Annotated in this window: 11 protein-coding genes and 1 tRNA gene; 5 read left to right on the top strand and 7 right to left on the bottom strand. The window is 73.9% G+C overall.

Annotated elements, in window-relative coordinates; all coding sequences use genetic code 11:
* The first annotated feature begins 89 nt into the window (after nt 1–89).
* Nucleotides 90–977: a class I SAM-dependent methyltransferase gene (locus tag GYH36_RS00505; protein ID WP_024840211.1), complete on the top strand. Its 888-nt coding sequence runs from the start codon at nt 90–92 to the stop codon at nt 975–977.
* Nucleotides 978–987: 10 nt separating this feature from the next.
* Here GYH36_RS00505 and polA read toward each other — a convergent pair whose 3' ends face one another.
* Nucleotides 988–3693, bottom strand: coding sequence for a DNA polymerase I (gene polA / locus GYH36_RS00500; protein WP_162288798.1), 2706 nt, complete (start codon nt 3691–3693; stop codon nt 988–990).
* A gap of 97 nt (nt 3694–3790) precedes the next feature.
* On the opposite strand from polA, the gene GYH36_RS00495 reads away from it, so the two are divergent.
* Nucleotides 3791–4174, top strand: coding sequence for a hotdog fold thioesterase (locus tag GYH36_RS00495; protein WP_034604059.1), 384 nt, complete (start codon nt 3791–3793; stop codon nt 4172–4174).
* A gap of 31 nt (nt 4175–4205) precedes the next feature.
* Here the strand turns inward: GYH36_RS00495 and GYH36_RS00490 are convergent, their stop codons facing one another.
* Both GYH36_RS00490 and GYH36_RS00485 read right to left on the bottom strand, forming a co-directional pair.
* A complete protein-coding gene (locus GYH36_RS00490) occupies nt 4206–4871 on the bottom strand; it encodes a GNAT family N-acetyltransferase (protein WP_155099395.1) in 666 nt (221 codons plus the stop codon).
* Nucleotides 4872–5102: 231 nt separating this feature from the next.
* Nucleotides 5103–5723, bottom strand: a complete 621-nt coding sequence (locus GYH36_RS00485; protein ID WP_051471549.1) for an ANTAR domain-containing response regulator — start codon at nt 5721–5723, stop codon at nt 5103–5105.
* A 190-nt stretch (nt 5724–5913) separates the two neighbouring features.
* Between GYH36_RS00485 and GYH36_RS00480 the strand changes: the two genes are divergently transcribed.
* The 3 genes from GYH36_RS00480 to GYH36_RS00470 all read left to right on the top strand — a co-directional run bounded on the left by GYH36_RS00480 (nt 5914) and on the right by GYH36_RS00470 (nt 9713).
* Nucleotides 5914–5987: transfer RNA gene (locus GYH36_RS00480), tRNA-Leu, on the top strand.
* A 160-nt stretch (nt 5988–6147) separates the two neighbouring features.
* Entirely contained in the window at nt 6148–8391 is a 2244-nt protein-coding gene (locus GYH36_RS00475; RefSeq protein WP_115943669.1) for a glycoside hydrolase domain-containing protein, read from the top strand.
* Nucleotides 8388–9713 (top strand): glycosyltransferase, encoded by a 1326-nt coding sequence (locus GYH36_RS00470; protein WP_024840205.1) that lies wholly within the window; start codon nt 8388–8390, stop codon nt 9711–9713. Before GYH36_RS00475 ends, GYH36_RS00470 begins: the two co-directional genes overlap by 4 nt.
* On the opposite strand, the gene GYH36_RS00465 is transcribed toward GYH36_RS00470, so the two are convergent.
* The 4 genes from GYH36_RS00465 to gltB form a co-directional block, all read right to left on the bottom strand.
* The gene (locus tag GYH36_RS00465) at nt 9685–10554 is read right to left on the bottom strand and encodes a nucleotidyltransferase domain-containing protein (protein ID WP_024840204.1); all 870 of its coding nucleotides are present in this window, start codon (nt 10552–10554) and stop codon (nt 9685–9687) included. The two genes, GYH36_RS00470 and GYH36_RS00465, sit on opposite strands and share 29 nt — an antisense overlap.
* Before the next feature lie 377 nt (nt 10555–10931).
* Nucleotides 10932–12362: a pyruvate kinase gene (gene pyk / locus GYH36_RS00460; RefSeq protein WP_024840203.1), complete on the bottom strand. Its 1431-nt coding sequence runs from the start codon at nt 12360–12362 to the stop codon at nt 10932–10934.
* A gap of 112 nt (nt 12363–12474) precedes the next feature.
* Nucleotides 12475–13941 (bottom strand): glutamate synthase subunit beta, encoded by a 1467-nt coding sequence (locus tag GYH36_RS00455; protein WP_024840202.1) that lies wholly within the window; start codon nt 13939–13941, stop codon nt 12475–12477.
* Nucleotides 13934–18517, bottom strand: coding sequence for a glutamate synthase large subunit (gene gltB, locus GYH36_RS00450; RefSeq protein ID WP_162288797.1), 4584 nt, complete (start codon nt 18515–18517; stop codon nt 13934–13936). Before gltB ends, GYH36_RS00455 begins: the two co-directional genes overlap by 8 nt.
* Nucleotides 18518–18636 lie beyond the last annotated feature (119 nt).

Below are 18636 nucleotides of genomic sequence, written 5' to 3'. Positions count from 1 at the left end.
CGGGCAGGCCGACGACCAAGGTCCCGGTCCTGGGGGCCGTGCGGCGCGCACGGGACCTGCCGCGCCCGCGCGACCGGGACAATGGCCGCATGAGCGCACCCTCCTCGCCAGCACCGCACGAGCCGGCCGCGCCCGGTGCGGCAGGGCACGAGCCCGGACCCCACGCGACCGCGCCGGGGCCGACGGCGGACGCGGGCTACCGGGACGTCCCGGCCACCGAGGGTGGGCGCGCGGGCCGCGCGTGGTGGGACGCCAACGCCCACGAGTACCTCGACGAGCACGGGGCGTTCCTCGGCGCCGCCGACTTCTGCTGGTGCCCGGAGGGCCTGCGCGAGCGCGACGCGCGCCTGCTCGGCGACGTCGCCGGGCGTCGCGTGCTCGAGGTCGGGGCGGGCGCGGCCCAGTGCTCGCGGTGGCTCGCGACGCAGGGAGCCCGCGTGGTGGCCACGGACGTGTCCGGCGGGATGCTCGCGGCCGGGGCGGCGCTCGACCGGGCGACCGGCGTCCGGGTGCCGATGGTGCAGGCCGACGCCCGGAGGCTCCCCTTCGCGGACGCGACGTTCGACGTCGCGTTCACGTCGTTCGGCGCGATCCCGTTCGTGCCCGACGCCGACGCCGTCCACCGCGAGGTCGCGCGCGTGCTGCGCCCGGGCGGCACGTGGACGTTCTCGGTGACGCACCCGACCCGGTGGGCGTTCCCCGACGACCCGAGCGAGCACGGGCTCACCGCGAACCGCTCGTACTACGACAGGCGCCCGTACGTCGAGACCGACGCCGCGGGACGTGTCGTGTACGCCGAGTACCACCGCACGCTGGGCGACCACGTGCGCGAGGTCGTCGCCGCGGGCCTGGAGCTGCACGACGTCGTCGAGCCGGAGTGGCCTGCGGGCAACACCGAGGTGTGGGGCGGGTGGGGCCCCGTGCGCGGCGCCTACCTGCCCGGCACGGCGATCTTCCGCACGCGCCTGCCGGGCTGACCCCCGGGCGTCAGTGGCCGGCGTCGTGCCACGTGGCGCCGACGCCCACCGACACGTCGAGCGGCACGTCGAGGTCCGCGGCGGCGCCCATCTGCGTGCGCAGCACCTCCTCGACCGCGTCGCGCTCGCCCGGCGCGACCTCGACCACGAGCTCGTCGTGCACCTGCAGCAGGAGCCGCGACCGCAGCCCGCGCTCGTCGACCGCGCGCTGCACGTTGAGCATCGCGACCTTGATGATGTCCGCCGCGCTGCCCTGGATGGGGGCGTTGAGCGCCATGCGCTCGGCCATCTGGCGTCGCTGGCGGTTGTCGCTCGTGAGGTCGGGCAGGTAGCGCCGGCGGCCGAGGATCGTCGCGGTGTACCCGGTCGCGCGCGCCTCGTCGACGACACCGGTGAGGTAGTCCCGCACGCCGCCGAAGCGCTCGAAGTAGTCGTCCATGAGCTTCTGCGCCTCGCCCACCTCGATGGTGAGCTGCTGCGAGAGCCCGAACGCCGACAGCCCGTACGCGAGTCCGTAGGACATCGCCTTGATCTTCGAGCGCATCGCGGGCGTGACCTCGGCCGCGGGGACCTCGAAGACGCGCGAGCCGACGTAGGAGTGCAGGTCCTCGCCCGAGCGGAACGCCTCGATGAGGCCCTCGTCGCCGGAGAGGTGCGCCATGATGCGCATCTCGATCTGGCTGTAGTCCGCCGTCATGAGCGTCTCGTAGCCCTCGCCCACGACGAACGCGCGCCGGATCCGGCGCCCCGCCTCCGTGCGGATCGGGATGTTCTGCAGGTTGGGGTCCGTCGAGCTGAGGCGGCCCGTCGCCGCGATCGTCTGCTGGAAGGTCGTGTGGATCCGGCCGTCGTCGGCGACCGACTTGAGCAGGCCCTCGACCGTCTGGCGCAGGCGCGACGCGTCACGGTGCGCGAGCAGGTGCTCGAGGAACGGGTGCTGCGTCTTGGCGAACAGGTCCGCGAGCGCCGCGGCGTCCGTCGTGTACCCCGTCTTGATCTTCTTCGTCTTCGGCATGCCGAGCTGGTCGAACAGGACCTCCTGGAGCTGCTTCGGCGAACCCAGGTTCACCTCCCGCCCGATCACGGCGTACGCCTCGCCCGCCGCCGTGGCGACGAGGTCCCCGAAGTGCTGCTCGAGCTCGCGCAGGTACTCGACGTCGGCCGCGATGCCGCGCTGCTCCATGCGCGCGAGCACCCCGGACAGCGGGAGCTCGAGGTCGGTGAGGAGCGTCGTGGCGCCGCGGTCCTCGAGCTCGCCCGCGAGGACGTCCCCGAGCTGCGCGACCGCGAGCGCGCGCACGGCGTCGCGCTCCTGCTCGCCGCCCCCGTCGAGCGAGAGGTCGAGCGCGCCCTGCGCGTCGCTGCCCGACTCGGTGTCCGGGCGCAGCTCGCGGTGCAGGTGCCGCACGACGAGGTCGCCGAGGTCGTAGCCGCGCTGGTCCGGGTGGCACAGGTACGCCGCGAGCTCGGTGTCGAACGTGACGCCCGCGAGGTCGTACCCGCGCGCGGCGAGCTCGTGCCACGCCGCCTTCGCGCCGTGCACGACCTTGGGCCGCGCGGGATCCGCGAGCCACGCGGCGAGCGCCTCGTCGTCGGCGCCCGCGACGTCCGCGAGCTCGAGGGCGACCGCCGCACCCGCGTCGTCGGACAGCGCGAGGCCCCACGCGTCGCCGCCGCCGGGGACGGCCTTGCCGGCGACCTCGACGCCCAGGCGCCGGTCGCCGTGCTCGGCGAGCCACGCGCCGAGACCGCCCGGCAGGACGTCGGCGACGTCGACGTCGAACCCGGCCTCCGCCTCGACCTCGCCCTCGGGCGCGATCGCGAAGAGGCGGTCGCGCAGGACGCGGAACTCGAGCGCGTCGAGGACCCGGTGGACGGCCTCGCGGTCCCACGGGCGCGCGGCGAGGTCGTCGGGCGCGACGGGGAGCTCGAGGTCGCGCAGGAGCGCGTTGAGCTGCCGGTTGAGACGCACCTGCTCGAGGTGCGCGCGCAGGTTCTCCCCCGCCTTGCCCTTGATCTCGTCGGCGTGGTCGAGCAGGCCGTCGAGGTCGCCGTAGGCGTTGATCCACTTGGCCGCCGTCTTGGGGCCGACCCCCGGGATGCCCGGCAGGTTGTCCGACGTCTCGCCCACGAGCGCGGCGAGGTCGGGGTAGCGCTCGGGCGGCACCCCGTACTTCTCGACGACGGCCGCGGCGTCCATGCGCGCGAGCTCCGACACGCCCTTCTTGGGGTAGAGCACCGTCACGTCCGGGCCCACGAGCTGGAACGAGTCGCGGTCGCCCGAGCAGACGAGCACCTCCATCCCCGCGGCCGCGCCCTGCGTGGCGAGCGTCGCGAAGATGTCGTCGGCCTCGTAGCCCTCGCGCTCGAGCGTGGGGATGTTCAGCGTCTCGAGGATCTCCTTGATGAGCGGCACCTGGCCGCGGAACGGCTCGGGAGTGGACTCGCGCGTGCCCTTGTAGCTCGGGAGGATCTCGGTGCGGAAGGACTGGCGCCCGGCGTCGAACGCGACCGCGACGTGCGTCGGCTCCTCGTCGCGCAGCAGGTTGATGAGCATCGACGTGAAGCCGTAGACCGCGTTGGTGTGCTGCCCCGTCGTCGTCGAGAAGTTCTCCGCCGGGAGCGCGAAGAACGCGCGGTAGGCCATGGAGTGTCCGTCGATGAGCAGGAGGCGGGGTCGCGCGGAGGTCGTCACGGGTGCCAACCTATCGCCCATGACCGACACGCACGGCCTCGACCCCGAGGCCCGGCCCGCCGGGCCCGCCGCCGACGCCCCGCCCAGCCCCGACGTCCCCCGCCACGCCTACGAGGCCATGGGCCTGCGCACCGAGGGCACCCTCATCGAGCGCATGGGGATCGAGCTGGAGGAGGTGGGCGCGGAGCGCGTCACGGCGCGGATGCCCGTCGCGGGCAACACGCAGCCGGCGGGACTGCTGCACGGCGGCGCGTCGGTCGTGCTCGCGGAGACGCTCGGCTCGATCGCCGCGCAGCTGCACGGCGGACCCGGCCGCGCCGCGGTGGGCATCGAGGTCAACGCGACGCACCACCGGGGCGTGCGCGACGGGTGGGTGCACGGGGAGGCGGTCGCGGTCCACCGCGGGCGCACCACCGCGAGCTACGAGATCGTCGTGTCCGACGACGCGGGCCGGCGCGTGTGCACGGCGCGCCTCACGTGCATGATCCTCGCCACGGGCTGACCGGAGGGCGCCGGCCGGCGGGCGGGCCTGCTCAGCCGGGCAGCGTCTCGCGCGTCTCGGCCGGCGTCACCACGCCCGCGCGACGGCTGTACTCGGCCTGGAAGTCGCGCAGGTCGACCGGCCCGGACATGGTCTCGGTCCGGGCGCGGCGGCGGCGGGCGATGAGGTCCTCGAGCGAGCGCGCACCGCGGCGCGCGGGCGCGAGGTCGGCCGCGAGGCGGCGCTGCAGCACCGCGGTCGAGACGACGCGGTGCCCGGCCACGGGGCCGAAGCCGAGCCGCGCGAGGAAGCGCTGCACCCCACGCGACCCGGGGATCGGGACGGAGTAGACGTGCGTCGCCCCGGAGGAGGCGGCGAGGTCGGCCGTCGCGCTGAGCAGCGCGTGGCCCACGCCGCGCCGGCGCGCGTCCTCGCCCACGTAGACGGCCTCGACGTAGAGGCTGGGCTCGTCGGCGAACAGGTGCGGCTCGAGCACGCGCGCGAGGACGAAGCCGACGGGACGGCCGTCGTGCAGGGCGACGAGCACGTTGCCCCCGGGGAGCGTGAGCAGGACCGACAGGTGCCGGACGAGGCGGTCCTCGTCGGGCGCGCAGATCTGCGCCCCGGACGCCGACTCGCGCCGTGCCTCCGAGCACAGCACGGCGATACCCGGCAGGTCGTCACCGACCGCTGGCCTGACCTCCACTGCTGGGCGCACTGCGCTCCTCCTCGTTCGCACCGTGGGACCGGCGGCACCGAGGGACGTGGGGCGTGATGTGGTCCACGTCGCTCGGACAGCGCCGTCGGCCGTCGACTGAGCACTACGTGGCGACCGTGTTCACCGCCCCGGAACGACTGGACGCCAGTCCAAGACGATAGCCCGCCCGGAGCGGCGTGACAAAGGTCCTGCTCAGGACCTCGCGCGACGCACCGGGCGCGCCGGGGCGGCTCAGGCGCCGCCGACCTGCTCGATGACGGCGTCCGCGACCTCGCGCATGGTGAGGCGGCGGTCCATCGACGTCTTCTGGATCCAGCGGAACGACTCCGGCTCCGACAGGCCCATCTTCGTCATGAGCAGACCCTTCGCGCGGTCGACCCGCTTGCGCGTCTCGAAGCGCTCCGCGAGGTCCGCGACCTCGGACTCGAGCGCCGTGATCTGCGAGTAGCGCGAGATCGCGATCTCGACCGCGGGCAGCAGGTCCGCCGGCGTGAACGGCTTGACCACGTAGGCCATCGCCCCCGCGTCGCGCGCCCGCTCGACGAGCTCGGCCTGCGAGAACGCGGTGAGCAGGACGACCGGCGCGGCGTGCGCCTTGCCGATCTGCTCGGCCGCGGAGATGCCGTCGAGCTCGGGCATCTTCACGTCCATGACGACGACGTCCGGCTTGAGCTCGAGCGCCAGCTTCACCGCCGTCGCGCCGTCGCCGGCCTCGCCGACGACCTCGAAGCCCGCGTCCCGCAGCGTCTCGACGACGTCGAGACGGATCAGGGCCTCGTCCTCCGCGACGACGGCGCGGCGCGCGGGACGGCCCGACGGTGCGGGGGTCGCTGCGGGCTCGGGCTCGATCATCGGGGGCAGGTCGAGCGGCTGCTTGTCCTCGGGCTGCGCTGTCTGGTCACTCACGGGACTCATCGTAGTGCGCCGCACCGGGCGCCGCCCCGCGTTTCGCCCTCCGAGGAGTGTGATTCTCGTGAAGGCGCGGGCGTGTGGTTCGATGGTGCACGCGCGACGGACCCGTCGGACGACGTCCTCGCGCGCGGCCCCGGTAGCCCAACCGGCAGAGGCGTTCGGCTCAAACCCGATCCAGTGTGGGTTCGAATCCCACCCGGGGCACCCCTCGTCACCCGGCCGTCGGTCGCGCGGCTCGCGCACGGCCGCCGTCGAGCACCGCCCGGACCGTCACGCACCCGGAAGCGGGCGGAAACACGGACGACACACCCCGCGCCTAGCGTCCCGAGCAGGGGCGCGCCCGGACGCCCGCCGGGAGGTGACGGTGCTCGAGGACGTGGACCCGTTCGTCGGCACGGCCGCGACCGACCTCCCGCCGCCGACCGGGCTCGCGGCCACGTGGTGGTCGCCCAAGCCCCTCGTCGGCAACACGCACCCGGGGGCGACCTACCCGCTGGGCATGGTCTCCGCGTGCGCCTACTCGGGCGCCTACCCGACGGGGTACGGCCGCTACGACCTCAGCACCGAGGGCGTGCCCTCGACGCTCTTCGACAATCCCGTCGCGTCCGGGTTCACGCACTTCCAGCAGTCCGGCACGGGCGCGATCCGCAAGTACTACAACTACGTGCGCGTCACGCCCATGCTCGAGCCGCTCGACGCGCTCGGGGCGCGGTGGGACCTGCTCGACGAGGAGGCGTCCCCCGGCCGGTACGCGGCGACGCTGGGCAACGGCGTGCGGTGCGAGATCACCGTCGGTCCCAAGAGCGCGGTGCACCGCTACACGTTCCCTGCGCACGCGGACGCGCGGCTCGTCGTCGACCTGTCGCTCGGGGGGCTCGCGATCGCGCACGGCGCCACGGTCCCGCTGCGGGCCCACCTCGCGACGCTCGGCCCGGGGACCGCGGCGGGCGAGGTCGTCGTGGAGGGAGCGCCCCTCGCCGTCCATGTCGAGTGCGACGCGCACCGCTGGCGGCAGATGCTCTGGTACGACCGCCGCCTCATGCCGGGCAGCACGCGCCTCGACCTCGGGGGCATCCGGCCCACGACGCTCCGGCCGTTCGGGCTGCTGTGGGCCGGCCCGACGACGGCGGGCCAGGTCGTCGAGGTCCGGCTCGGCTTCTCGCTGCGCGGGCCCGGCCAGGCGCGCACCAACCTCGCCGCCGACTGCGGCCCTGGCCCGGCGTCTTTCGACGCGCGGCACGCGGCCACGACCCGGGCGTGGGACGAGCACCTCGGCCGGATCGAGGTCGAGTGCCCGGACCCGGCGCGCCGCTCGGTGTTCGCGACGGCGCTCTACCACGCGTTGCTCAAGCCGTGCCTCGCGCCCGGCGAGAGCCCGTTCTGGCCCGGCGACACCCCGTTCGCGTTCGACCTGTCGACGATGTGGGACGTCTACCGCACGCAGCTCCCGCTGCTCACGACGTTCTGGCCGGACCGCGCCGTCGAGCTCGCGACGGCCCTGCTGCACGTCTGCGAGGAGGAGGGGAACTTCCCGATCGGGTACCGGATGGCGCGGGGCGCCGACCGGTTCTCGCGCCAGGCGAGCGCGCTCGCCCAGACGTTCCTCGCGGACCTGTGCGCGCTCGACGCGCCCGGCGTCGACTGGGACTGGGCGCTCGTGCACATGCACAACGACCTGCGGCGCACCTACGGCGAGGACTACCTCCTGCACGGCGTGGCGCACCCGGTCAGCCACACGCTCGACCTCGCGTTCGGCTACTGGTGCACCGGGCGCGTCGCGCGCCGCGTGGGCGACCACGCGCTCGCCGACGAGCTCGCGCGGTACGCGCGCGGCTGGACCGCCGCGTTCGACCCCGCGACCGGGCTCCTGCGCGACTCGACGTTCTACGAGGGCGGGCGGTGGAACTACTCGTTCCGGCTCGTGCACGACATGGCGGGGCGGATCGCGCTCGCGGGCGGCGACGAGGCGTTCGTCGCGCTGCTCGACCGCTTCTTCGGGTTCGGCGCGGCGCCGGTGGTCCAGCCGGGCGAGCGGCCGGACGCGGCCGAGATGGCCGCCGGGTATGCGCTCGACCGCTTCGAGGGCCTGAACAACGAGCCCGACATGGACGCGCCCTGGGCCTACCACTACGCGGGCCGGCCCGACCGGACGGCGGAGGTCGTGCACGGCGTGGTGCACCAGCGCTTCGGCACCGGGCCGGGCGGTCTGCCGGGCAACGACGACTCCGGCGCGCTCAGCTCCTGGTACGTCTGGGCGTCCCTCGGGCTGTTCCCCGTCGCCGGGCAGTCCCTCTTCCTCGTCAACGCACCGTCCTTCGCCGAGTCCCGCCTGCACGTGCCGGGCGGCGTGCTGACGGTCGAGACCACCGGCTTCGCCGAGCCCGGACCCGGCACCTCGCCCCGGTACGTCCGCGCCGCGTGGCTCGACGGGCAGCCCCTCGACCGGACCTGGCTCCCCGCCGCGCGCGTGCGCCGCGGCGGACGCCTGCTCCTCGAGCTCGGCCCCGAACCCGCCGGGTGGGGAACCGCGCCCGAGCACCGACCGCCGTCGTACCCCGACGGGACCGCAGCACCCCACCCGACCGACCCGACCTCGGAGACGCCATGACCCTCACGCCCCACGCCGCCCCGCGCCGCCTCGTCGTCGTCGTGCGCGCCGACCCCGTGATCTGCGGCCACTCCGGGGAGGCGCGCAACCTCGCCGAGGCCGCCCTGCGCCAGGGCTTCACCGAGGTCCGGATCGTCACCTGGCCCGTCGAGCGCCTCGCGACCGCCGGCCTCCCGCTCAAGCCCCTCGACTCGGTGCTGCCCTACAGCCCCGGCATCGAGGTCGAGCGGCCGGAGCCCGTCGGGGACGACAAGGTGCCCGACGGCCGGTACCTCGCCGGGCTCACCGGCCGCCTCGTCGAGCTGTTCACGGACGGCGTGCCCACCGTCTGCCTGTCGCTCTACCTCAGCCCCCACACGACCGCCGTGACCGACGCCGTCCGCGTCGCCCGGAGCACCGGGCTGCCCGTCGAGGTCGCGACCGTCGCGGAGGCGGTCGGCTCCGACGTGACGAACGTCGTCCGCTCGTGCGTCGCGGAGGGGCGGTTCGGCGCCGCCGCGCACGTCCTCGCGGGCTACCTCGCGAACGACCTGTGCGTCGCCGTCTCGCGGTACACGCGCGACCTCCTCGTCGCGTGCGCACGCCAGGTCGACGACCGGCACGGCACGTTCTTCGCCGAGCAGTGCGCGGAGCGCGTCCAGGTGTCCTACCCCGCGATCGACACGAGCGCGTACACCGACCTCGACCCGGCGGTCACGCACGACGTGCTCGCGCGGCGCGGGCTCGACGACCGGCCCTACGTGCTCTTCCTCTCGCGTCTGGCCGCGGCGAAGGGCGTCGACGACCTCGTCGACGGCTTCGCCCGCTCGTCGGCCGCGAGCGGTGCCCGGCTCGTCGTCGCGGGGCGCGGTCCGGCCGAGGCCCAGCTCCGCGCCCGCGCCGCCGCGAGCACGGCCGCCGACCGCGTCGTCTTCCTCGACGACGTCGACGACGCCACGAAGCCGCACCTCATGGCCGGCAGCGCCGCGTTCGTCCTGCCGAGCAAGCCGCGCCCCGAGTTCGTCGAGACCTTCGGCATCGCGCTCGCGGAGGCGATGCTCGCGGGCGGCGGACCGGTCGTCACGACCGACACGGGTGGCATCGGCGAGGCCGTCGGGCCGCACGCGACGATCGTCCCGCCGCGCTCCCCCGCCGCGATCGCCCGCGCGCTCGACGACGTCCTCGCGCTCGACGACGACGCCCGGCGGTCCCGCGCCGCCGCGGCCCGCGCCTACGCGCTGCAGTTCGACCGGACCGCCGTGCTCGACGCGATGCTCGCGCGCCTCGCCACCGCGCCCACGGCCCCGCGGTGGGTCAGCGACCTGCGCCCCGTGCGGGCGTGAGCGCGCCCCGGGCCGTGCCGGCCCGCGGCGCGGCCGGGCCGTACCGCGCGACCGCCGCCCGGAAGAACCGCGCGGCCTCCTCGCGCGCGGCCGCGCGCCCGGCGGCAGGCGCCGCCGCGACCGCGGACGCGCGCGCCAGCTCGTCGTCGACGAACGCCGCGAGCGCACCCGGCACCGGGCCGGAGCCGGTCTCGCGCGTCACGGCCTTGCGCGCGACGAGCGCCGACGCCTCCCGCACCACACCGCCGGGTGCCTCACCCTCCGCGAGCAGTGCGGCGAGGTCCATCGGCGGGACGACGTCGCCCGGACGCACCCGCAGCCACCGCAGCGTCGCCGCCGGACGCAGCGCGTAGAACACCTTCTTCAGCGGCACCTCCGACCCGGCCCACCACCGGTCGCGCTGCCCGAGCCCGACGTGCAGGTAGTGCCGCCGCAGCGCGTCACGGTCGACGACGCGCTCCGCGACCGCCAGCAGCTCGGCACGGAACGCGTCGTCGGCGCGGTACACGATCGGCGACCGCGCCCACTCGAGCACCGTCGCGTTGCCCTTCACGAGCAGCCGGACCGCCTTGAGCAGGTCCCACCCGTTCACGTCGAGCACCGCGTCGAGCGGGGTCTCGACGACGTCGCGCCGCGGCCACGGGTCGAGGTACTCCGCCTCCGCACGGACGTAGACGAACCGGCAGTCGTAGTCCGAGTCCGGTGACGGGAACCCCCACGCCCGGCTCCCGCTCTCCACCGCGAGCGGGACCGCGACGCGCTCGTCGCGCACGACGCCGTCCAGCCGCGCGTCGACCTCACGCACGACCGCAGGGTCCAGGGAGAACGGCACGGCACGCATCCCAGGAGGCTAGAGCCCGGACCCGCCGCACGTCTCCGTCTTTGCGGCGGGCCACAGCGGGCACGCGCGGGTCGCCGCGGGGTCGCCGGGACGACTCGGGTGCTCGGGCTTGCGCGCCCGTCGCCCCGGTCCGTCGTGCTCGTCCCGGAGCACGGCTCTGACGCGCTTCTCACCCGACCCGTCCGGCGGCGGCACCGGGCCGCCCACCCACAGCGTGCCCGCTCGACGGCGACGGGAGCAGGGCCCGCAGAGGAGGGGGGCGCCGCGGGAGGCGACCCCGGCGGACCCACCCCGGGGACGACGAACGGCGACGCCCCGGGAGGGGCGCCGCCGTCGGGCGTCAGGTGCCGGTCCGCGCCGTCAGGGGCGCGGGCGGGTCACTTGCGCAGGTCGGAGTGGTCACCGATCTTGTGCACGAGGATCGAGTTCGTCGTGCCGGGCTGGCCCACCGGGGCGCCCGAGACGACGACCACGAGGTCGCCGACCTCGGCGAGGCCGTTGGCCTGCAGGGTCGTGTCGACCTGGCCGACCATCGCGTCGGTGTTCTCCACCTCGGGCACCTGGTACGTCTGGGTGCCCCACGTGAGCGACAGGACGTTGCGCACGTGCTCGCGCGGCGTGAACGCGAGCAGCGGGATCGACGAGCGCAGGCGCGACATGCGGCGCGCCGAGTCGCCCGACTGCGTGAACGTCGCGAGGTACTTCGCGCCGAGGATCTCGCCGATCTCGGCGGCGGCGCGCGTGATGGCGCCACCGCGCGTGTGCGGGGTCGAGCCAAGCGGCGCGATGCGCTCGCGGCCGGCCTCCTCCGTCGCCTCGATGATGCGGGCCATCGTCTGGACCGTGAGGATCGGGTACTCGCCCACGCTGGTCTCGCCGGAGAGCATGACCGCGTCGGCGCCGTCGAGGACGGCGTTCGCGCAGTCGGACGCCTCGGCGCGCGTCGGGCGCGGCGAGTTCGTCATGGACTCGAGCACCTGCGTGGCGACGATGACCGGCTTGGCGTTGCGACGCGCGAGCTCGACGATGCGCTTCTGGACCAGCGGCACCTGCTCGAGCGGGAGCTCGACGGCGAGGTCGCCGCGGGCGACCATGACGCCGTCGAACGCGTCGACGATCTCGGCGAGGTTCTCGACGGCCTGCGGCTTCTCGATCTTGGCGATGACGGGGACCGTGCGGCCCTCCTCGTCCATGATCCGCTTGACGTCCTCGAAGTCCTTCGCGGACCGCACGAACGACAGCGCGATGATGTCCGCGCCGAGCTGGAGGGCCCAGCGCAGGTCGTCCTGGTCCTTCTCGGACAGCGCGGGCACGGAGACCGCGACGCCCGGCAGGTTGAGGCCCTTGTTGTTCGACACCGGGCCGGCGACCTCGACGCGCGTCACGACGCGCGGGCCCTCGACGGCGGTGACGCGCACGAGCACCTTGCCGTCGTCGATGAGGATCGGGTCGCCGACGCGCGCGTCGCCGGGCAGGCCCTTGTGCGTCGTGGAGACGAGTTCCTTCGTGCCGACGACGTCCTCGGTCGTGATCGTGAAGGTGTCACCCTCCTCGAGCCAGTGCTTCTCGTCACCGGCGAAGCGGCCCAGGCGGATCTTCGGACCCTGCAGGTCGACGAGCACCGCGACGGACCGGCCCGACTGGGCGGCGGCCTCGCGCACGCCGTGGTAGACGGCCGCGTGCTCCTCGGCGCTGCCGTGGCTGCGGTTGATCCGCGCCACGTCCATGCCCGCGTCGACGAGCGCGCGGAGCTGCTCCTTCGACTCGGTCGCGGGTCCGATGGTGCAGACGATCTTTGCTCTGCGCATATCTCCAGCCTCTAGTCTTCCGACCGGCCGGGAGCCGGTCGTCGCGGGGTGCCCCTCCCTAGGATGCCCCGCTCATCGTCCCGGCGCCGGACACCCGACGTCGGGGTGCACGTCAAGCGCGCAAGGACACGGTGCTCGCGCGCACGGGCGCGGGCAGCTCGGTCCCTCCCTGAAGGTAGGCGTCGACGGATGCCGCCGCCGCCCGGCCCTCGGCGATCGCCCACACGATCAGCGACTGCCCACGCCCCGCGTCGCCGGCGACGAAGACCCCGGGCAGCGACGACCCGAAGTCGTCGCCGCGCGCCACGAGGCCGCGCCCCGTGAGGTCCGCGCCGGTCTGGTCCGTGATGGTCGCCGTCTCCGGTCCCGTGAAGCCCATCGCGACGAGCACGAGGTCCGCGGGGATCTCGCGCTCGGTGCCCTCCTTGGGCACGCGACGGCCGTCAGGCAGGTACTCGGTCTCCGCGACACGCAGCGCGCGCACCGCCCCGTTCTCGTCGCCGAGGAACTCGACGGTCGACGCGAGGAACTCGCGCTCGCCGCCCTCCTCGTGGGACGTGGAGACCTCGAACACGATGGGGTCCGTCGGCCACGGCTGCGTCGCCGACCGCTCGAGCGGCGGCCGCTTGCCGATCGCGAGCGTCGTGACGCTCGCGGCGCCCTGGCGCAGCGAGGTCCCGAGGCAGTCCGACCCGGTGTCGCCGCCGCCGATGACGATGACGTGCCTGCCGGTGGCGGTGATCTGGTCGGGGACCTCGCGCCCGGCCACGACGGCGTTCGCCTGGTGCAGGAAGTCCATGGCGAAGTGGATGCCGTCGAGCTCGCGCCCGGGGATCGACAGGTCGCGCGGCACGGTCGCGCCCGTGGCGACCACGACGGCGTCGTACCGCGCGCGCAGGTCGTCCCACGTGATGTCGACGCCGATCTCGACGCCGGGGCGGAACCGCGTGCCCTCGGCCTCCATCTGGGCGATGCGACGGTCGATGTGGTGCTTCTCGAGCTTGAAGTCGGGGATGCCGTAACGCAGGAGGCCGCCGATCGCGTCGTCCCGCTCGTACACGGCGACCGTGTGGCCGGCGCGCGTGAGCTGCTGCGCGGCGGCGAGGCCGGCGGGCCCGGACCCGACGACGGCGACCGTGAAGCCGGTGAGGCGCTGCGGCACCTGCGGCGTGACGTACCCGCGGGCGAACGCCTCGTCGATGATCGAGACCTCGACGTTCTTGATCGTCACGGGCGGCTGGTTGATGCCGAGCACGCAGCTCGACTCGCACGGCGCCGGGCACACGCGACCGGTGAACTCGGGGAAGTTGTTCGTCTCGTGCAGGCGGTCGATCGCGTCGGCCCACTGCTCGCGGTAGACGAGGTCGTTCCACTCGGGGATGAGGTTCCCGAGGGGGCAGCCCTGGTGGCAGAACGGGATGCCGCAGTCCATGCAGCGGCCCGCCTGCTCCTTGAGGAACGGCTGCCCCTCCTCGAGGTGCGCGTGCACGTCCTTCCAGTCCCGCAGGCGCACGGCCACCGGGCGGTTCGGCGGGAGCTCACGCTCCCGCACCTTCAGGAATCCGCGGGGGTCAGCCACGGGCCACCTCCAGAATCTGGTCCCACACGCCCGGCGCCGCGGGGTCGAGACCGGCCGACTCGGCCTTCTCGAGCGCCGAGCGCATGCGGGCGAAGTCGGTCGGCAGGACGCGCGTGAAGCGCCGCACGGCCGCGGGGAAGTCCTCGAGGAGCTCGGCCGCGAGGGGCGACCCCGTCTCCTCGTGATGACGACGGACGAGCTGCTCGACGAGCGCCACCTCGGCGTCCTCGAGCGGGCTCAGACCGAGCTCGCCCGTCGCGAGCGCGCTCGTGTTCACGGCGCTCTCGCGCAGGTCGAGCACGTAGGCCGTGCCGCCGGACATGCCGGCGCCGAAGTTGCGGCCCGTCGGGCCGAGCACGACGACCGTGCCGCCCGTCATGTACTCGCAGCCGTGGTCGCCCACGCCCTCGACGACGAGCGTCGCGCCGGAGTTGCGCACCCCGAAGCGCTCGCCGACGCGGCCGCGCAGGAAGATCTCGCCCGACGTCGCGCCGTAGCCGATGACGTTGCCGGCGACGACATTGCTCGACCCGGTGAGGACGGCGTTGCGGTCGGGCCGCACGATGATCCGCCCGCCCGACAGGCCCTTGCCCACGTAGTCGTTCGCGTCCCCGAAGAGGCGCAGCGTGACGCCGCGCGGGAGGAACGCGCCGAGCGACTGGCCGGCGGACCCGGTGAGGGTCACGTCGATCGTGTCGTCGGGCAGGCCCGTGCCGCGGTAGCGCTTGGTCACCTCGTGGCCGAGCATCGTGCCGACCGTGCGGTTGACGTTGCGCACGGGCAGCGAGATGCGCACCGGCTCGCCCCGCTCGAGGGCGTCCGCCGCGAGCGTCACGAGCTGGTTGTCGAGCGCCTTCTCGAGACCGTGGTCCTGGGTCGTCGTGTTGCGCAGCGACGCGCCCTCGACGGGCACGGGCTGCTCGAGGATCGGGCCGAGGTCGAGGCCCTGCGCCTTCCAGTGGTCGACGGCCTTGCGCGCGTCGAGCAGCTCGACGTGACCCACGGCCTCCTCGATGCTCCGGAAGCCGAGGCGCGCCAGGTACTCGCGCACCTCCTCGGCGATGAACTCGAAGAAGTTCACGACGAACTCGGGCTTGCCCGTGAACCGGGCGCGCAGCTCGGGGTTCTGCGTCGCGACGCCCACCGGGCACGTGTCCAGGTGGCACACGCGCATCATGACGCAGCCCGACACGACCATCGGCGCGGTGGCGAAGCCGAACTCCTCGGCCCCGAGCAGCGCCGCCACGACGACGTCGCGGCCGGTCTTCATCTGCCCGTCCACCTGCACGACGATGCGGTCGCGCAGGTTGTTGAGCACGAGCGTCTGCTGGGTCTCGGCGAGGCCGATCTCCCACGGCGTGCCCGCGTGCTTGAGCGACGTCAGCGGGCTCGCGCCCGTGCCGCCGTCGTGACCCGAGATGAGCACGACGTCCGCGTGCGCCTTGGACACGCCCGTCGCGACCGTCCCGACGCCGAACTCGGAGACGAGCTTGACGTGGATGCGCGCGGCCGGGTTCGCGTTCTTCGCGTCGTGGATGAGCTGCGCGAGGTCCTCGATCGAGTAGATGTCGTGGTGGGGCGGCGGCGAGATGAGGCCGACGCCGGGCGTCGAGTGCCGGGTCTTCGCGACCCACGGGTACACCTTGTGCCCCGGGAGCTGACCGCCCTCGCCGGGCTTGGCGCCCTGGGCGAGCTTGATCTGGATGTCGTCCGCGTTCGTCAGGTACTCGCTGGTGACGCCGAAGCGGCCCGACGCGATCTGCTTGACCTTCGAGCGACGCTCCGGGTCGTACAGGCGCTCCGGGTCCTCGCCGCCCTCGCCCGTGTTCGACCGGCCGCCCAGGCGGTTCATCGCGATCGCGAGGGTCTCGTGCGCCTCGGCCGAGATGGAGCCGTACGACATCGCGCCCGTGTTGAAGCGCTTGACGATCTCGCTCACGGGCTCGACCTCGTCGAGCGGCACCGGCGGGCGCTCGCCCTCGCGGAGCTCGAGGAGGCCGCGCAGCGTCATGAGCCGCGACGACTGCTCGTCCACGCGGTGCGTGTACTGGCGGAAGATGTCGAACCGGCGCTCGCGCGTGGAGTGCTGCAGGCGGAACACCGTCTCCGGGTCGAAGAGGTGCTCCTCGCTGTCGCGGCGCCACTGGTACTCGCCGCCCGTGGTGAGACGCACGTGCGGGCGGTGGTTGCCCGAGCGGGGGTAGGCGTCGACGTGACGCGCCGCGACCTCGGCCGCGACGACGTCGAGCCCGATGCCGCCGAGGCGCGACGTCGTGCCCGTGAAGAACGCCTGGACGAGGTCGTGCGAGAGCCCGACGGCCTCGAAGACCTGGGCGCCCCGGTACGAGGAGATGGTCGAGATGCCCATCTTGCTCATGACCTTGAGCACGCCCTTGCCGAGCCCCTTGATGAGGTTCGCGACGGCCTTGTCCGGGTCGACCGCGAGGTACCCGCGGCGCGCGAGGTCCTCGACGGTCTCCATCGCGAGGTAGGGGTTCACCGCGGCGGCGCCGTACCCGATGAGGAGCGCGACGTGGTGCACCTCGCGCACGTCGCCGGCCTCGACGACGAGCGACACCTGGGTGCGCGTGTGCCGGCGCAGCAGGTGGTGGTGCACGGCGCTCGACAGCAGGAGCGACGGGATCGGCGCGTGCTCGGCGTCCGAGTCGCGGTCCGACAGCACGATGAAGCTCGCACCGGCGGCGACGTGCTCGTCGACCTCGGCGAAGATCTCCTCGAGGCGCTCGAGCAGCGCCTCTCCCCCGCCGCCCACGCGGTACAGGCCCCTGATCGTCACCGCGCGGAAGATGCCCGCGAGGTTCGGGTCCTTGTCGACGCGGATGATCTTGGCGAGCTGGTCGTTGTCGAGCACCGGGAACGGCAGCATGAGCTTGCGCGCGTGCTCCGGGGTGTCCACGAGCAGGTTCGGCTCGGGGCCGATGGCCCCGCCGATCGAGGTGACGAGCTCCTCGCGGATCGCGTCGAGGGGCGGGTTCGTCACCTGGGCGAACATCTGCGTGAAGTAGTCGAAGAGCAGGCGCGGTCGCTTCGCGAGGACCGCGATCGGCGTGTCCGTGCCCATCGCGCCGAGCGGCTCCGCGCCCGTGTTGGCCATCGGGGTGAGGATGACCCGCAGCTCCTCCTGCGTGTACCCGAAGGCGCGCTGGCGGCGCTCGACGGACGCGGGGCTGTGCGCGACGTGCTCGCGCTCGGGGAGCTGGTCGAGGTAGACCGCGTTCTCCGCGACCCACCGCGCGTACGGGCGCTGCGCGGCGAGCTGCGACTTGATCTCCTCGTCCTCGACGATCCGGCCCTGGCCGGTGTCGACGAGGAACATGCGACCCGGCTCGAGGCGGCCCTTGCGCACGATCGTCGCGGGGTCGAGGTCGAGCACGCCCGCCTCGCTCGCGAGCACGACGAGACCGTCCTCGGTCACCCAGTAGCGACCGGGGCGCAGGCCGTTGCGGTCGAGGACGGCGCCGATGAGGGTGCCGTCGGTGAAGTTGAGGCACGCCGGCCCGTCCCACGGCTCCATGAGCGTGGAGTGGTACTCGTAGAACGCGCGCAGGTCCGGGTCCATCTCGGCGTGGTTCTCCCACGCCTCGGGGATCATCATGAGCACCGCGTGCGGCAGCGAGCGGCCCGACAGGTGCAGCAGCTCGAGCACCTCGTCGAAGCTCGCCGAGTCGCTGGACCCGTCCGAGCACACCGGCAGGAGCGGCGCGAGGTCGCCGAGGGCGTCGCTCGCGAGGGTGCCCTCGCGCGCGGCCATCCAGTTGCGGTTGCCGCGCACCGTGTTGATCTCGCCGTTGTGCGCGATCATGCGGAACGGCTGCGCGAGCGGCCACGACGGGAACGTGTTCGTCGAGAACCGCGAGTGCACGAGCGCGATCTCGCTCGCGTAGCGCGGGTCCGACAGGTCGGGGAAGAACGGCTCGAGCTGCGCCGTCGTGAGCATGCCCTTGTACGTGAGGGTGCGTGCCGAGAGCGAGGCGAAGAACAGGTCGAGCTCGTTCTCCGCGCGCTTGCGCAGGCGGTAGGTGCGGCGGTCGAGCTCGACGCCGGACAGCTCGCGCGCCGGGTCGGCCACGACGACCTGCCGGAACAGCGGCATGGACGCCCGCGCGCTCGGGCCGACGAGGTCGGCCGTCACGGGGACGTCGCGCCAGGCGAGGACCTCGAGCTTCTCCTCCGCGGCGATCGCCTCGACCCCGCGCACGGCGGCGGCGGCCGCGTCCGCGTCCTGCGGCAGGAACGCCATGCCGATGGCGTAGTGCCCGGCGGGCGGGAGCTCGGCGTCGACGACGTCGCGCACGAACGCGTCCGGGATCTGCGTGAGGATCCCGGCGCCGTCGCCGCTGTTCTCCTCGGCGCCGACGGCGCCGCGGTGGTCGAGGTTGAGCAGGGCCGTCAGGCCCGCGTCAACGATGTCGCGTCCGGGCGTGCCGCGGAGCGTCGCCACGAAGGCCACGCCGCACGCGTCGTGCTCGGCGGCGGGGTCGTAGAGACCGGATGCCGTGGGAGGGGCGGACAGGGCGGGTGCCCGGTGCGCGTCCCGATACTGCGGCGTGGTCATCAACACCGTCCTCACAGGCGCCCGACCATGACGGCCGAGCTGGTTCCAGCTGGGGGGTTCGGGACGTCATCGGCCCTATGGACATGACAGAACCCACCGGGCGGTCGCCCGGCGGATTC

Source organism: Cellulosimicrobium composti (assembly GCF_010287905.1).
GTDB classification, from domain to species: domain Bacteria; phylum Actinomycetota; class Actinomycetes; order Actinomycetales; family Cellulomonadaceae; genus Cellulosimicrobium; species Cellulosimicrobium composti.
This window is presented reverse-complemented; position numbering and strand designations above follow the sequence as displayed.

Excerpts from the sequence above, each read along its gene's own strand:
- GYH36_RS00505 (WP_024840211.1), top strand. The coding sequence starts at position 90 with ATGAGCGCACCCTCCTCGCCAGCACCGCACGAGCCGGCCGCGCCCGGT.
- polA (WP_162288798.1), bottom strand. The coding sequence starts at position 3,693 with ATGGGCGATAGGTTGGCACCCGTGACGACCTCCGCGCGACCCCGCCTC.
- GYH36_RS00495 (WP_034604059.1), top strand. The coding sequence starts at position 3,791 with ATGGGCCTGCGCACCGAGGGCACCCTCATCGAGCGCATGGGGATCGAG.
- GYH36_RS00485 (WP_051471549.1), bottom strand. The coding sequence starts at position 5,723 with ATGATCGAGCCCGAGCCCGCAGCGACCCCCGCACCGTCGGGCCGTCCC.
- GYH36_RS00470 (WP_024840205.1), top strand. The coding sequence starts at position 8,388 with ATGACCCTCACGCCCCACGCCGCCCCGCGCCGCCTCGTCGTCGTCGTG.
- GYH36_RS00465 (WP_024840204.1), bottom strand. The coding sequence starts at position 10,554 with ATGCGTGCCGTGCCGTTCTCCCTGGACCCTGCGGTCGTGCGTGAGGTC.
- pyk (WP_024840203.1), bottom strand. The coding sequence starts at position 12,362 with ATGCGCAGAGCAAAGATCGTCTGCACCATCGGACCCGCGACCGAGTCG.
- gltB (WP_162288797.1), bottom strand. The coding sequence starts at position 18,517 with ATGACCACGCCGCAGTATCGGGACGCGCACCGGGCACCCGCCCTGTCC.